Source organism: Xanthobacter sp. DMC47, assembly GCF_056313845.1.
This window is the reverse complement of the sequence record NZ_JBQUZM010000004.1, coordinates 1,668,452-1,683,624: the sequence shown is the minus strand read 5'-3', so window position 1 is coordinate 1,683,624 and position 15,173 is coordinate 1,668,452. Positions and strand designations below refer to the sequence as shown.

The 15,173-nt window shown below is 68.9% G+C and carries 12 protein-coding genes; 5 read left to right on the top strand and 7 right to left on the bottom strand.

The features are described from left to right. Positions 1-2 precede the first annotated feature (2 nt). A complete protein-coding gene (gene fdnG, locus ACT54R_RS19665; RefSeq protein WP_476328991.1) occupies positions 3-3,089 on the bottom strand; it encodes a formate dehydrogenase-N subunit alpha in 3,087 nt (1,028 codons plus the stop codon). A gap of 292 nt (positions 3,090-3,381) precedes the next feature. Between fdnG and ACT54R_RS19660 the strand changes: the two genes are divergently transcribed. The 4 genes from ACT54R_RS19660 (at position 3,382) to ACT54R_RS19645 (ending at position 6,897) form a co-directional block, all read left to right on the top strand. Continuing rightward, positions 3,382-4,101, top strand: coding sequence for a TlpA family protein disulfide reductase (locus tag ACT54R_RS19660; RefSeq protein ID WP_476328989.1), 720 nt, complete (start codon positions 3,382-3,384; stop codon positions 4,099-4,101). Beyond that, a complete protein-coding gene (locus ACT54R_RS19655; protein ID WP_476328987.1) occupies positions 4,098-5,213 on the top strand; it encodes a transglutaminase-like domain-containing protein in 1,116 nt (371 codons plus the stop codon). Before ACT54R_RS19660 ends, ACT54R_RS19655 begins: the two co-directional genes overlap by 4 nt. Positions 5,214-5,320: 107 nt before the next feature. Then, on the top strand, positions 5,321-6,397 hold the full coding sequence (selD, locus tag ACT54R_RS19650) for a selenide, water dikinase SelD (protein ID WP_476328985.1): 1,077 nt from the start codon (positions 5,321-5,323) through the stop codon (positions 6,395-6,397). A gap of 92 nt (positions 6,398-6,489) precedes the next feature. After that, on the top strand, positions 6,490-6,897 hold the full coding sequence (locus tag ACT54R_RS19645; RefSeq protein ID WP_476328983.1) for a hypothetical protein: 408 nt from the start codon (positions 6,490-6,492) through the stop codon (positions 6,895-6,897). On the opposite strand, the gene ACT54R_RS19640 is transcribed toward ACT54R_RS19645, so the two are convergent. Next, positions 6,863-8,476: a bifunctional aminoglycoside phosphotransferase/ATP-binding protein gene (locus ACT54R_RS19640; RefSeq protein WP_476328981.1), complete on the bottom strand. Its 1,614-nt coding sequence runs from the start codon at positions 8,474-8,476 to the stop codon at positions 6,863-6,865. The two genes, ACT54R_RS19645 and ACT54R_RS19640, sit on opposite strands and share 35 nt — an antisense overlap. A gap of 237 nt (positions 8,477-8,713) precedes the next feature. After that, a complete protein-coding gene (locus ACT54R_RS19635) occupies positions 8,714-9,778 on the bottom strand; it encodes an NAD(P)-dependent alcohol dehydrogenase (protein ID WP_476329239.1) in 1,065 nt (354 codons plus the stop codon). Between the two features lie 259 nt (positions 9,779-10,037). Between ACT54R_RS19635 and ACT54R_RS19630 the strand changes: the two genes are divergently transcribed. Continuing rightward, on the top strand, positions 10,038-10,343 hold the full coding sequence (locus ACT54R_RS19630) for a hypothetical protein (protein WP_476328979.1): 306 nt from the start codon (positions 10,038-10,040) through the stop codon (positions 10,341-10,343). A 48-nt stretch (positions 10,344-10,391) separates the two neighbouring features. Here the strand turns inward: ACT54R_RS19630 and ACT54R_RS19625 are convergent, their stop codons facing one another. The 4 genes from ACT54R_RS19625 to ACT54R_RS19610 form a co-directional block, all read right to left on the bottom strand. Then, the gene (locus tag ACT54R_RS19625; RefSeq protein ID WP_476328977.1) at positions 10,392-12,038 is read right to left on the bottom strand and encodes a GMC oxidoreductase; all 1,647 of its coding nucleotides are present in this window, start codon (positions 12,036-12,038) and stop codon (positions 10,392-10,394) included. Continuing rightward, positions 12,031-12,378, bottom strand: a complete 348-nt coding sequence (locus tag ACT54R_RS19620; protein WP_476328975.1) for a hypothetical protein — start codon at positions 12,376-12,378, stop codon at positions 12,031-12,033. The genes ACT54R_RS19625 and ACT54R_RS19620 overlap by 8 nt, the downstream gene beginning before the upstream one ends. Before the next feature lie 9 nt (positions 12,379-12,387). Beyond that, the gene (locus ACT54R_RS19615; protein ID WP_168462489.1) at positions 12,388-13,752 is read right to left on the bottom strand and encodes a sugar porter family MFS transporter; all 1,365 of its coding nucleotides are present in this window, start codon (positions 13,750-13,752) and stop codon (positions 12,388-12,390) included. A gap of 81 nt (positions 13,753-13,833) precedes the next feature. Continuing rightward, a complete protein-coding gene (locus ACT54R_RS19610; protein WP_476328973.1) occupies positions 13,834-15,156 on the bottom strand; it encodes a DegT/DnrJ/EryC1/StrS family aminotransferase in 1,323 nt (440 codons plus the stop codon). Positions 15,157-15,173 lie beyond the last annotated feature (17 nt).

Genomic DNA, 15,173 nt, shown 5'->3' with positions numbered 1-15,173 from the left:
CCTTACGCCACCGGCCCGGTGGAGGGCTCGATGTTGACGAGGAACGCCTTGAACTCCGGCGTCTCGATGTTCGCGTCACCCACGAACGGGGTGAGCACGTTGGCCGGGAAGCCCTTCTTGGCGGCACCGACGAAGCCCCAGTGGATGGGGATGCCGACGACGTGGATGGGCTTGCCGTCCACCATCAGGGGACGGATGCGCTTGGTCACGTAGGCCTTGGCGAAGACGGAGCCCCGCTTCGACCACACGCGGACCCAGCCGGCGTTCTGGATCGACTTCTCCTTCGCCAGTTGCTCGGAGATTTCCACGAAGAACTCGGGCTGGAGCACCGAATTCACGTGGTTGTTCTTCGTCCAGTAGTGGAAGTGCTCGGTGAGCCGGTAGGAGGTCGCCGCATAGGGGAACTCCTTCGACGCCACGTCGGCGAACTGGGCGAAGTCGTCCTTGAACACGCGCGCCACCGGGTTGCCCCGCACCTTGGGGGCGATCAGGTTGGCGACCGGGCTCTCGAACGGCTCGTAATGCACCGGGAACGGTCCGTCCCGCATCATGCCCCGGGTGAACAGGCGGGAGACGCCTTCCGGGTTCATGATGAACGGGCCCACATCCTGCGGCTTGGCGGTGGGGGCGATGTCGGGCACGTCGTAGCCCGTCCACTTGGCCCCGTCCCACCAGATCAGCTTGCGGGTGTCGTCCCACGGCTTGCCGTCGATGTTGGCGGACGCGCGGTTGTAGATGATGCGGCGGTTCGCCGGCCAGGCGAACGACCACTTCAGGTAGGCGCCGGTGTCGTCCGGATCGGAATTGTCCCGGCGCGCCATCATGTTGCCCGCCTCGGTGTAGCAGCCGGAATAGATCCAGCAGCCCGCCGCGGTGGTGCCGTCGTCGCGCAGCACGCCGAACGTCGGAACCTGCTTGCCCGCCTCAAGGACCTTCTTGGTGGGGTCGTTGGGGTCGAGCACGTCCGAAACCACGTAGCCGTTGAGCTCTTTCGCAAGCTCTTCGGGCGAGGGCTCGTGCGGGTCCTTGTAGTTCCACGTCAGGTTGACGATGGGATCGGGGAACGCGCCGCCGTCCTTCTTGTACATCTCCTTCAGGCGCAGATGGAGCTGCGCCATGATGTAGATGTCCGTCTTGGCCTCGCCCGGAGGGGTCCCGGCGGCCCAGTGCCATTGCAGCCAGCGGCCCGAATTCACCAGCGAGCCGTTGTCCTCGGCGAAGCAGGTGGTGGGCAACTGGATGACCTCCGTCTGGATCTTCGACGGATCGGCCTGGTTGTAGACGCCGTGGTTCTCCCAGAAGCGCGCGGTCTCGGTCTCCAGCGGATCCATGATCACGAGGAGCTTGAGCTTGCCGAGCGCTTCCGCGAGCTTGGCCTTGTTGGGGAAGGCCTGCAGCGGGTTGAAGCCCTGGCAGAAGTAGATGTTCATCTTCCCCTGCTTCATCATCTCGAACGCGCGCAGGATGTCGTAAGACGGCACGTCGAGCTTCGGCAGGTAGTCGTAGGCCCAGTTGTTGTCCGCCGTCGCCGACGCACCCCACATGGCCTTCTGGAACGACACGAAGAACTTCTTGTAGTTCTGCCAGTAGCTCATCTGGTTGGGACGCAACGGCTTGAAACCGCGCGTCGACATATAGGCGTTGAAGTCCGGCTCCTTCTCCGTCGGGATCGTGAGATAGCCCGGGATCAGGTTGGACATCAGGCCGATGTCGGTGAGGCCCTGGATGTTGGAATGCCCGCGCAGGGCGTTCATGCCGCCGCCGCGCACGCCGATATTGCCCAGGAGCAGCTGGATCATCGCCATGCAGCGGATGTTCTGCGAGCCCTTGGAATGCTGGGTCCAGCCGAGCGCGTACATGGAGGTCATCGTCTTGGTGGGCGACGAACACTCCGCCATCATGGACGCCACCTTCAGGAACTTGTCCTTGGGCGTGCCAGTGATGCGTTCGACCATCTCCGGCGTGTAGACGGAGACGTGCTGCTTCAGAAGGTTGAAGACGCAGCGGGGATGCTGGAGCGTGTCGTCCACGACCGCATAGCCGTCCGGGCCGATCTCGTAGTCCCAGGTGGAGCGGTTGTAGTCCCGCTTCATCTCGTCATAGCCCGTGAACAGGCCGTCCTGGTACCCGAAGCCTTCCTTGACGATGTAGCCGACGTTGGTGAACGCCTTCACATAGTCCCACTGAATCTTGTCGTTCTGGATCAGGTAGTTGATGACGCCCAGCAGGAAGGCGATGTCGGTGCCTTGCCGGATCGGGGCGTAATAGTCCGCCACCGCGGCCGAGCGCGTGAAGCGCGGGTCCACGACAACGAGCTTGGCGCCACGGGTGGCCTTCGCCTCCGTGACCCACTTAAATCCGCACGGGTGCGCTTCGGCGGCATTGCCGCCCATGATGACGACCAGATCCGTGTTCTTGATGTCGGTCCACGAATTGGTCATCGCGCCACGGCCAAAAGTTGGGCCCAAACTGGACACCGTGGGGCCGTGTCAGACGCGCGCCTGATTGTCGAAAGTCAGAATTCCGGTTGAGCGCACCACCTTGTAGGTGGCGAACGCGGTTTCATTGGTGGTGGCGGAGGCGGCGAGGAAGCCGGTGGTGAGCCAGCGGTTCACCGTCACGCCGTCCTGGTTCTTGGCGATGAAGTTGGCGTCGCGGTCCGCCTTCATGGCCTTGGCGATCTTGTCGAGCGCCTCGTCCCAGGAAATCTTCTCGAACTTGTCGGAGCCCGCGCGCCGGATCATGGGCTGCTTGAGGCGCTGCTCGGACTTCACGATGTCGAGCAGGGCCGCGCCCTTCGGGCAGAGCGTGCCGCGGTTGGTGGGGTGGTCGGTGTCACCCTCGATATGGGTGATGTCCGCCTTCTCGCCCTTGGCGAGATTGCCCTTGGAGAAGATGAGGATGCCGCAGGCCACCGAGCAGTAGGTGCAGGTGTTGCGCACCTCGGTGGTGTTGACGAGGCGGAAGGGCTTGATGGTGGAGGCCAGGGCCTCCTCGATGGGACCGAATCCCAACGCGCCCAGCGTCGTTCCCGCCACGCCCGCGCCCGCCGTTTTCAAAAACTGGCGCCGCGAGAGCTCCATGTTCATCGAAGGAAACCTCCGACCTTTCGTGCCCCGACCGGGGACGGTTTCGGGCGGCCTTCGGGCCGCTCCGGGGGCTGGATCACCCAGCGTGAGCGGACGGTATTTTGGAACTGGAATGATGTCAATTTAGGCCCGCGCAACTCCGCGTGTTTGAACGAAAATCGCCTTGTTGTCGCATGTTGCGATGCCGAAGGCGCCGTTTCCATGCTACCGCTTATTCCGTAACGGAATATGGTTTTGCGGCTCAGCTTGATTGTGCGCTGCCGAAGCGTGGCGGACATCACGGAAAGGAGCGTTGACCGCGCTCGTGACCCTGACGCAGAGTGCCCGCGTGAAGGTCGGATCGGCTCCCGCGGGACGGGGCGCACAATCTATCCATCCGGGTACAGGACTTCCCGCGCCGCTGCATCGCCTGCGGCGCCTCGGGTCCGTCGTGCCACGCCCGGCGCGCGGGGCGCTGGCGCTCGCCCTCGTTCTGGTGGCCACCCCCCTGTGCGCCGCACCTGCGGCGGAGGAGGAGCGCGCCCCGCCGGGGCTGCTGGCGACCGTCGAGGGCTGGCCGCCCGCCCCCGCGCTCACCCTCGATTCGCTCGACGGCCGGGTGGTGAGCCTCGCCGCGGACGCGCCGCCCACCGTCGTGCATTTCTTCGCCACCTGGTGCGCGCCCTGCCGCACCGAGCTTCCCGCCCTCGCCGATTTCGCCCGCTTGAGCGGCGTGCGCGTGCTGCTGGTGGACGTGGCCGAGCCCGCCGACCGCATCCGCCGCTTCTTCGCCGAGGGAAGCGCCGGCGCCGCGCCCGGCCCGGTCCTGCTCGACCAGAACCGCGCAGCGGCGCGGGGCTGGGGCGTCAGCCTCCTGCCGGCGAGCTTCGTCGTGATCTCCGGCCGTCTCGCGCTCGCCCGGGAGGGCGAAGTGGACTGGGCCGATCCCGAAACCCCCGCCGCGATCACGGCCGCGGCGGGGGCCTCCACAAGAACCCAGCCGAAAGAGTTCCAGGGAGAACAGACCCGATGACCACCCGTCGCGATCTTCTGAAGGCCGGCGCGCTCGCCGGCGCTGCAGCCATCCTGCCCCGCGTGGCCTTCGCGCAGGCGGCCCCGGAGGCGCGCGTGTTCGCCCCCACGGTGGGCAACTGGCGCAGCTTCCAGATCACCACCACGGTGGAGATCCTGAAGCCGGCCGGCACGGTGCAGGCCTGGCTGCCGGTGGCCTCCTTCTCCAATCCGGACTGGTTCAAGCCCGGCGAGAACAGCTGGACCACCAACGCCAAGAGCGCCAAGATCGTGCGCGACGCCCGGTCCGGCGCCGACATGCTGCATGTCGCCTGGGCCGAGGGCGAACCGGCGCCGAAGGTGGAGCTCATCAGCCGCGCCACCACCCGCGACTTCGCCGTGGACCTGACGAAGCCCGGCAAGCCCACCCCGCTTTCCGCCGATGATCGTCGCCGCAACACCGAGGCCACCGACCTCATCCCCACCGACGGCATCGTGAAGGCGACGTCCGACAAGATCGTCGCCGGCAAGGCCACCGAGCTGGACAAGGTGGGCGCGATCTTCCAGTGGATCGTCGAGAACACCTATCGCAACCCCGCCACCCGCGGCTGCGGCATCGGCGATATCGCGGCGCTGCTGAAGAGCGGCGATCTCGGCGGCAAGTGCGCCGATCTCAACGCATTGTTCGTCGGCCTCGTGCGGGCGCAGGGCATCCCGGCGCGCGATGTCTACGGCCTGCGCGTGGTGCCCTCGCGCTTCGGCTACAAGAGCCTCGGCGCCAATTCCGAGATCGTCACCAAGGCGCAGCACTGCCGGGCCGAGGTGTTCCTCTCCGAGTTCGGCTGGACCCCCATGGACCCCGCCGACGTGCGCAAGGTGGTGCTGGAGGAGCCCCCGGGCAAGCTCGCCATCGACGATCCCAAGGTGGTCGCCGCGCGCAAGGCGCTGTTCGGATCGTGGGAGGGCAACTGGTTCGCCTACAACACGGCGCACGACGTGGCGCTGCCCGGCTTCGACGGGCCGCACCTCGGCTTCCTGATGTATCCGCAGGCCGTCAGCGCCGGCGGCCTCCTCGACTGCCTCGACCCGGACAATTTCAAATACACCATTCGCGCCGCTGAAATCGCGGTGTGACCCAGACGCCGGTCAGGGCGTGGTCCTCGCCGTGGCGGCGCTCAGCGTCGCCCGGCGGGGACATTGTTTCCGGCCCCGCGGCCGACCTCCTTTCGGGAACCCATCCCATGCTCGACGTGCCCCACGCTTCTCCCGCCCAGCCCGCGCCGGTGCGCCTCACCAGCCTCGCCCATGGCGGCGGCTGCGGCTGCAAGCTCGCGCCGTCCGTGCTGCAGGAGCTGCTGGCGGGGCAGGCGCCGGGCGGGCCGTTCGAGCGGCTGCTGGTGGGCACCGAGACGGGGGACGACGCGGCGGCCTACGATCTCGACGGCGAGACCGCCATCATCGCCACCACCGACTTCTTCATGCCCATGGTGGACGACCCCGACCATTTCGGCCGCATCGCCGCCACCAACGCCATCTCGGATGTCTACGCCATGGGCGGCGAGCCGCTGATGGCCCTTGCCATCCTCGGCATGCCGCTGGGCAAGATCGACACCGCAACCGTGCGCGCCATCCTCGCCGGCGGGCAGGCCATCTGCGCCGAGGCCGGCATTCCGGTGGCCGGCGGCCATTCCATCGATTGCCCGGAGCCGGTCTATGGCCTCGCCGTCATCGGCCGGGCGCCCAAGGCGCGGTTGCGCCGCAATTCCACGGCGCGCGTGGGCGATGCGCTCATCCTCACCAAGGCGCTGGGTGTCGGCGTCTACTCCGCCGCCTTCAAGAAGGAGGCGCTCTCCGCCGTCGCCTATGACGAGATGATCGCCTCCGTGACGAAGCTGAACCGCGTCGGCGCGACCCTCGGCAAGGAAGAGGCAGTGAGCGCCATGACCGACGTGACAGGCTTCGGCATCCTCGGTCACGGGCTGGAGATGGCGCGCGGCTCGGGCGCCACGCTGGTGATCGAGCGCGCCGCGCTGCCCTGGCTCTCGGAGGCGGAGGCGCTGGTGCAGCAGGGCTTCGTCACCGGCGCCTCGCATCGCAATTGGGCGAGCTACGGCGCCGATGTGGATCTGCCCGAAGGCACGCCCGACTGGCAGCGCCATCTGTTTACCGATCCGCAGACCTCTGGCGGCCTGCTGGTGGCGTGCGCGCGGGAAGAGGCCGACCGGCTTCTCGCCGACATCCGCGCGGCGGGCTATCCGGCGGCGGCGCGTATCGGCCGCGTGGAGGCTGGTCCGGGGCGGGTGCGCATCGCCGACTGAGGCGACAAGCGGAGCCGCGACGGGAAGCCGGCGCAGGAATCGAGGAACCATGCGGCGTGGCAGGTCGTTCTCCCGGCGGAAGGAGAACGGACATGCCCTATTCCGACGCCTTGAACGCCTTTGTGGCGGCGCCCCGGCGCCCGTCTCCCGTCGTGCTGCCGTCCCCCCGCACGGCGCGCATCTGCGCCACGGCCATCGTCGGTGGCATCATGTTTCTTCTGGCCTCCGGCGTCCCCGCCCCGGCCTCGGCACAGACCGCCGCGCCCGCGGCGCAGACCGGCGCCTGTGAGGAGCCGCCCCACACCGCCGCGACGCCCCCCGCGCACGGGCCGGATTCCGGCACCAAGCCCGGCAGCGAAGGCTCCACCGCCTGGAGCGGCGGCACCGGCGGCTCCTATACCGGCCTCACGCCCCACGCCGGCACGCCGGCATCTCCCACCCGCCAGCCCGATACGGTCTCCGGCGTCAATCCGAAGCCTGAGCCGCAGGGGAAGTGCTGAGGGCGCGTCCGCTTCTTATCCAGCGGATCTTGCCAAGGTCATAGCCGAGCTGCTGGCGCACAACGCTCGCATCCGCGTCTGACGCATCGCCCGTGCGGGCGGTCACCCGCCGCACCAGTTCTTCCGCCGGTACGTCGAGCCAGATGCCGGCGAAGGGCACGCCCGTATCCCTTGCCACCTGTTCGATGGCGTCCCGCTCCTCCGGGCGCGCATGAACCGCATCCACGATGACCGAATATCCGCTGGCGAGCACCCGCCGCGCCAGAGTCCGCAGCCGCTCATAGACGCGCGGGCTCACTTCGGCCGCATAGGCTTCCGGAGGCAGCTTTTCCGTTTCCGCCACCTTGAACAGGCGCTTGCGCTCGATATCTGACCGCACGATGACCGCGCCGGGCGCCCGCGTGCCGAGGCCCGCCGCCATCCTCGCCGCCCAGCTACTCTTGCCGCTGCCTGACAGACCCCCCACGGCCCAAAGCAGGGGAGCGGAGGGATCAGCCACCCGCTGGATCACATTGCCGAACTGAGACTGTTTGGGCCGCGTGCCGCCGAGGAGGGCCAGCGTCTCCCGGAAGAAATGGGCGACCCGCCCCTCCGCCTCCGTCCGCTCGTCTCCCTTGAGATGCGCAAGCCCCGCCGCCTCCACCTTCGCCCGGATGCCCGCGCGCAGGCTGAGGAAGAGGGGGAGGGCGGCGAGGCCTTCGATGTGGGCGTCGTCGCTGGCCCAGAGGTAGCGGTTGAAGATGGCGTTGGCCTCATCCCGCAGGCCGCGCTGCCAGAGGTCCATGAGCAGGAAGGCGAGGTCGTAAAGGACATCGCAGGTGGCGATGGCGTCGTTGAACTCGATGGCGTCGAACAGCACCGGCCTGCCGTCGAGGAGCACGATGTTGCGCAGGTGCATGTCGCCATGGCAGCGGCGGACGAAGCCGGCCTGCGCACGCGCCGCCAGCAGCGGCCGCACCCGCGCCAGCGCCGCGCGGGACGTTTCCGCGAGTGCGGCCACTTCTTCGGCCGGGAAGAGGTCCGGCCGGGCGGAGAATTCGGCGATGTTGTCTTCGAGATAGGTGGAGAGCGCGCCGGCCGTGTCGAAGCCCCGGCGCACGGGCGCGGCGGCGTGGGCGCACCCCACCATGGCCGCCACGGCCTTGACCAGATCGGGCGTGAGATCGCCCCGTTCGGCGATGCGGTCGAGGGTGAGGTCGGTGTCGAAGCGGCGCATCTTCACCGCATAGTCCGCCGCCTCGCCATCCCCGCCGAGTGCGAGGCCATGGGCGGTGCGCACGATGGGCACCACGTCGAGATAGAGGCCGGGTGCCCCCGCGCCGGATATCTCCACCTCGGCGCCGCAGGCGGCGCGGCGCTTCTCCAGCGTGGAGAAATCCATGAAGGGGAAGAAGACCGCCCGCTTCACCTTGTAGGCGAACGGCCCCGCGAGGAAGACGGCGGCGCCGTGGGTGTCGATGCGGACGATTTCCTCCGCCAGCCCATGGGTCGCGGGATCGGCGAGGAGGGCGAACACGGCGCCCTGATCGGCGACCACATGGTCGCCGGCGGTCTTCTGGGGCGGTTGCGGTGCCGTCATGATCGCCTCGCAGAGGGGCCAGTTCGAGCGAATGGGCCGCCACTTATATCCCGACTATGGTCTTCCTCTCCTGCCCCGTTGGCTTGTCATCGCCCGGCTCGTCCGGGCGATCCACCCGGCCGCCTGCGCGATCTCCCAAGATCCGTCCCGGCCCATCCGTGGATCGCCCGGACGAGCCGGGCGATGACGGTCGGCTGAGGGCACCTTCTCCCGCGAGGGGAGAAGGGAGACCGCCCCCTACGGCGTGATGGCCACCTTGAGAACGCCGTCGCGCTGGTTGGCGAAGAGGTCGTAGGCGGCCTCGATCTCATCCAGCTTGAAGCGGTGGGTGACGAGGGCGCGGGCGTCCACCCGGCCGGAGGCGACCACGTCCATCAGCCGCCGCATGCGCTCCTTCCCGCCCGGGCAGAGCGAGGTGATGATGGCGTTGTCACCGAGCCCCGCCGCGAAGGCGTCGAGCGGGATCCTGAGGTCGCCCGAATAGACGCCGAGGGAGGAGAGCGTGCCGCCGGGCCGCAGCACGCGCAGCGCCGCCTCGAACGTCTCCTGCCGGCCGAGCGCCTCGATGGCGACATCCACGCCGCGCCCGTCGGTGAGGCGCAGGATTTCCTCCACCGGATCCACCTTGGAGAAGTCCACCACGAGATCGGCACCCATGGCGCGGGACATCTCCAGCCGCGCGGCCACCCGATCCACCGCGATGATGCGCGTTGCGCCCATGAGCTTGGCGCCCGCCGTGGCGCACAGGCCGATGGGCCCCTGCGCGAACACCGCCACCGTGTCGCCGATCTTCACCTTCCCGCTCTCGGCGCCGGCAAAGCCGGTGGACATGATGTCCGGGCACATGAGGACCTGTTCGTCGGAAAGCGTCTCCGGCACGGGGGACAGATTGGTCATGGCGTCGGGCACCACGAGATATTCCGCCTGCGCGCCGTCGATGGTGTTGCCGAAGCGCCAGCCGCCCATGGCCTTGAAGCCGTGCTTCGTGCGCGGGCCGTCCTGCGAGCACTGACCACACAGGCAGGCGTTGGAATAGCCGGACGGCGTGATGGCGCCGGCGATGACGCGCTGACCTTCGCTAAAGCCCTCCACCGCAGAGCCCAGCTTCTCGATGATGCCCACCGGCTCGTGGCCGATGGTGAGGCCCTTCTGCACCGGATACTCACCCTTGAGGATGTGCACGTCGGTGCCGCAGATGGTGGTGGTGGTGATGCGGATCAGGGCGTCCAGCGGGCCGACATCGGGGATGGGCTTCTCATCCAGCACGATGCGGTTCTTCTCGACGAAGACGGCCGCCTTCATCTTGGCGCGGCCGGGGCGCTGGCGTTCCACGTAGGCGGCGGGGGAGAGGGGATCGGTGAGGGTATCGGCCATGGCGTTCCTGCCTTTCCGTCGGGCCGCATGCGCGGCTGCCCAATGGTATTTTAATATTGGTCCGGTGACGGCGGGGCATTGATGCCCGTCAACGCGGGCGACACGGTTTCGGCACCGGAGGACCAGAGTGTAGACTGACGGAAGCGGCCCTTTTCGGGCCGGCCGACGATTTCAGACGGGGATTTTCATGACCGATCACAGCGAGCCGGCGCAGCTTGCGCCCGAGGCCATTGCGCGCTGGACAGGGCTGCCCGAGGACGCGCCGCTGCGGCTCACCCTCACGCGGGCCGATCTCGACAATCTGCTGCTGGGCCTGCGCACCCTCGCCATCGGCCAGAGCGAGCTGGCGGCGGCGCTGGTGGCGCACCTCAATCAGGACCCCGGCGCCTGCCACGAGGCGGTGATGCGGGCGGGAGACCTCTCCCGCGCCGCCTTCGGCCGCATCAACGGTTTCGCCGGCGCCATCATGGCCGGGGCCGTGCCGGAGGGGTGAGGCCGCGCGGCTGAGCCCGCGCGGCGTCTGACCGCGCCTTTCTCAGCCTCAGGCGAGGGCGCGCTCCCCCTCGACCGTCGCGCCGCTGCGCGCCTTCTCCACCAGATGGCCGGCGAGGCGGTGGGCCAGCGCCATGATGGTGAGGGTCAGGTGCTTGTCCGGCAGCACGGGAATGACGCCGCCGTCGCAGACATAGACGTTGTCGAGGTCGTGCAGCTTCAGGTCCGCGTCCACCACGCCCCGCTCGGGGTCGGCGGTGGTCGCCGTGGTGCCGGCATAGTGGATGCCGGTGCCGGTGTTGTCGCGCGAGGGATAGATGGAGGTCGCCCCGGCGTGGCGCAGCACCTGACGGCCCCAGCCGTTCATGGCCTCCATCATGGCTTCCGCGCGCGGCGTGGCGGAGAAGTCCACGGCCACATGGCGCACGCCGAAGCGGTCGCGCGTCGCGCCCGGCCGCACCCTATTGGCGGGGGTCGGCTCGCCGGCGCAGAACAGGCCGAGCGTCACGTAGGAATGGAACATGAAGCGGGCGAGCCGCTCCTTCATGAAGGGCGGAAAGCGCTTCATGCCGGCGAGATAGTGCGGCACGTCCGGCACGCCGTGGATGGCATGGCCGATGAAGGGGAATTCCTCCCCGTCCGGCAGCCGGCCGCGCGACATGAGGATGAGCAGGTCGCCATAGCCGATGTCGAAGTCCCGGCCCTTGCCCCACAGCTTCCAGAGCGAGGTGGAGAGCACGGCCTTGGGATTGTCCTGCAGGCGCAGGCCGAGCTGGCCGGTGGTGTTGCCCATGCCCTCGGGGGCGGCATCATCGGCGGAATTGAACAGGATGCGCGGGCTCTCGATGGCGCCCGCCGCCAGCACCACATGATCGGCGGTGAGGACGCGCGCCTCGCCGGTGGCCATGTCGCGATATTCGACGCCCATGACCCGCTTGGTGCCGGGCTCGCGCAGCAGCCGCACAACCTTGGCGCCGGGCCGCAGCTCGTAGTTCGGCAGCTTCTCGATCTCCGGCAGCAGCCGGGCGGTGAATTTGTAGACCGCGCCGGTGGGGCAGCCGGAGGTGCAGATGCCGGTGGAGACGCAGGCGTTGGGGCTGTCCGGCCGGGTGTCGATGGCCTTGCGGTTGGGGATGGCGTGCGAATAGGGCTCGTCCATCGCGTTCACCGCATCGACGATCATCACGTCGGCGGGGCGCAGCGGCTTGGGCGGCACATAAACGCCGTCCGGCAGCTCCTCCAGTTGCTCCTCGGTGCCGCAGACGACGATGCGCCGCTCCACCGCCTCGTAATGGGGGGCGAGGTCCGAATAGGAGATCGGCCAGTCCCGGAAATCGCGCGCGGAGAAGCGCACGCTCACCCCGTTCCAGAGGTTCTGCAGGCCGTTGACGGCGAGGATCTGGTAGTGGTGGAAGTTGTTGTCCGGCCAGCCGGTGGAGCCGTCCGCGCCCTTCTCGAACAGGGGATGGACGAACAGGCTGTCGTGCGGCTCCGCCGGCCACACCGTGTTGGAGCGGATGCCGAAATCGAGCTGGGTGCCCGGCGGGTCCACGCGCTTGAAATGGTCGTCGGCGAGGCGCCCGCCCTGTTCCAGCGAGACCACGTTGAGGCCCGCCTTCGCCAGCTCATAGGCCAGCATGCCGCCGCCGGCGCCGGTGCCGACGACGATCACGTCGCAGTGCGATGCCTTAGCCATGCGCGTCTCCCGAAGCCTTTCCGGCCAGCGGCCGCCCGCCGACCAGCGGCCATTCCCCCACCGAGCCCAGGAAGCTGGGCGAGGCGAAATGCACATATTCAAAGAAGGTGGCCACCGCCTCCCCATCCTCGGCGAGGTGCTCGCGACGCACGTCGCCCCCGGGGAAGCCGGCACGTCCGGCGATGCGGCGGAAGGCGGCGTTGAGCTGGGTGTTTAGTGCCGCGATGCGGGCGAGGTCGCCCACCATCGGTTCCAGCGCCGCGTGGTAGGGACCAAGCGGCAGGAGGGCGACGACGAGCGCCTCGAAATCGAGGGGGACGTCGGGAGGGGTCTCGCTCATGGGGTCTCCTCAGGCCGCGCGCAGGCGGCCGAGCTCGCGCAGGGGCCGCCCGCTCCTCAGGTGGCGCTCGATCTCTTCCAGGCTCACGCCGTTGGTCTCCGGCACCAGCCACTGGGTGAAGGCAAGGCCGGCGACGCACACCACGGCATAGAGGCCGAACACCCCGGCCAGGCCAAAATCGGCCACCAGCACCGGGAAGCTGAACACCACGATGAAGTTGAAGCCCCAGTTGACCAGCGAGGCGATGCTCATGCCCAGCGCCCGGCAGTCCAGCGGGAACACCTCGGACATCATCACCCACGGCAGCGGGCCGATGGCGATGGCGAAGGAGGCGATGTAGAGCACGAGGCCGGCGAGGGCGAGCACGCCCAGCGACGGGCTGCCGGTGGCGGCGGCGATGGCGATGGCGCCCAGCGACACCGCCGTTCCCGCAAAGCCGATGAGCAGCAGCAGGCGCCGGCCGAGCCGGTCGATGAGCATCATGCCCACCACCGTCATCAGCACGTTGACCACGCCGATGCCGGCGGTGGCGAGGATCTGGGTGGTGGTGGAGCTGAAGCCCGACAGCTCGAACACGGTGGGCGCGTAATAGATCACCGCGTTGATGCCGGAGAGCTGCTGCAGCAGGAACAGGCCCATGGCGACGATGAGCGCAGGGCGCACGCGCGGGGAGACGAGATCGGCGAAGGTCGCCTTGCGGCCCTCGTCGGCGGCCGCGGCGGCGCGGATCTCCTCATATTCGGCGGCGACGGTGGGGTCGGTCTCCGGCTTCTCGCGCATGCGGGCCAGCGCCGCCTTCGCCTCGGCGCTGCGGCCGCGCATGGCGAGCCAGCGGGGCGTGTCGGACAGGGAGAAGATGCCGGCGAACAGCAGCACCGCCGGGACAGCGCCCATGGCGAACATCCAGCGCCAGTTCTCGTCGAAGGCGTAGCCCACCACATAGGCGCCGAGGATGCCGAGCGTGATGGCGAGCTGGTAGATGGAGACCAGCATGCCGCGCTCCTTGGCCGGCGCACTCTCCGAGATGTAGAGCGGCGCCATCATGGCGGCGACGCCGACCGCGAGGCCGATGACGAGACGGGCGAGGGTCAGGGTCCACAGCCCGTGCGCCAGCGCGCTCAGGAGCGCCCCGCCGATGAACAGGATGGCGGACCACAGCAGCAGCTTGCGGCGTCCCGCGGCGGCGGCGAGCCGCCCGCCGACGATGGCACCGATGAAGGCGCCGAAGGGCACCGCCGCCGTCATCATCCCTTCCGCAACGGGATCGATGCCGAGGTCCCGGCGCAGCGGCGCGAGCGCGCCCGCGATGACGCCCTCGTCGAAGCCGAACAGCGCCCCGGCGAGGCCGGCGATGGCGGCGATCAGATAGATCATGGCGCTTCCCTTCGCGCTTTACCGTCCGCCGGACAGCCCGGCGGCGCGGCCCCTGTGTCGTGAAGGCCCGGTGTCCGGGCGTCAGGCCAGCACCACGCGCGCCACCTTGCGGACGGCGGCGATGATGTCGTCCTCGTCCTCGGGCGTGAGCGTGGAGGCGATGGTGAGCAGCGCGCCGCGCGCGTGCAGGTCGTCACAGTTCGGCAGGGCGCCAGCGGCGTAGCTGTAGCTCTGGCCGAAGGCGTTGGACGGGTGCGTCCAGGGGAAGCCGTCGCGGCTGTCCGATCGCTTGTTCACGAGGCTCGGGATGTTGGAATACCAGTGCATCCCCCACTCGCGCATGGCGAGGCAGGCGAGCGAGCCGGCCGGCCCGGCGATGCCCTCGGCGCGCAGGGCGTCCACGAAGCGGCGGGCGGTCGCCTCGTCCTTCAGGGTCATCAGCATGAACGGGCCGGTGTCGCCGGAGGGATCGGGCACGGTACGGAAGCCGAGGCCGGGGATGTCGGCGAGGGCATTGCGGATGCGCCACTTGGACGAGCGCATGTTGCCGGTGATCTGCGGCAGCTTGCGCATCTGGGCGAGGCACATGGCGCCCGTCAGCTCCGACATGCGGGCGCCGACGCCCCAGAGCTGGCAGCTCTCGTCCGAGGTGTCGAGCCGGCCCTTCTCGTTGCGCGGATAGCCGAGGTCATGCAGGGCGACGATGCGGCGGAACAGGTCGTCCCGCTCCGTCACCACCATGCCGCCGTCGCCGGAGGTCATGTTCTTGTTGAGCTGGAAGGAGAAGATGCCGATGTCGCCGAAGGTGCCCACGGCCTTGCCGTTCTGGCTGGCGCCGGCGGTCTGCGCGCAATCCTCGATGAGGGCGATGCCGCGCTCTCGGCAGATGCGGGCGACGTCGGCGACGCGGCCGGGCGCGCCGCTCATGTGGACCATCAAAGCGGCGCGGGTGTTGGGGCCGATCTTGCGCTCCACATCCGCCGGATCGAGGGTGAAGCAGTCGTCCACGTCCACCAGCTTCGGGATGGCGCCGGCGCGCACCACGGCGGCGACGCAGCTCACCCAGAGATAGCCGGGCACCAGCACCTCGTCGCCGGGGCCGATGTCGAGGGCCGACATGGCGATGGTCAGCGCGGCGGTGCCGGAAGAGACGCCCAGCGCATGCTTGTGGCCGAAGGCGGCGCACCATTCCTTCTCCAGCGTGTCCACCATGTGCTGGAGGTCGGGGCCGTAGAAGCGGAACGGGCTCTGGGCGCGCACCACGCGGGAGACGAGCTCAAGCTCCTCCGCGCCGATCCAGTGGGCGCCGGGCAGTTCCCACGGCAGGGGCTTGGTGCGGACCGGTTCGCCGCCCTCGATGGCGAGGCGATTGGCGTGTTCGTGGGTTGCCACGGAAACGGTCACTGGGCGCCCTCCCTTGC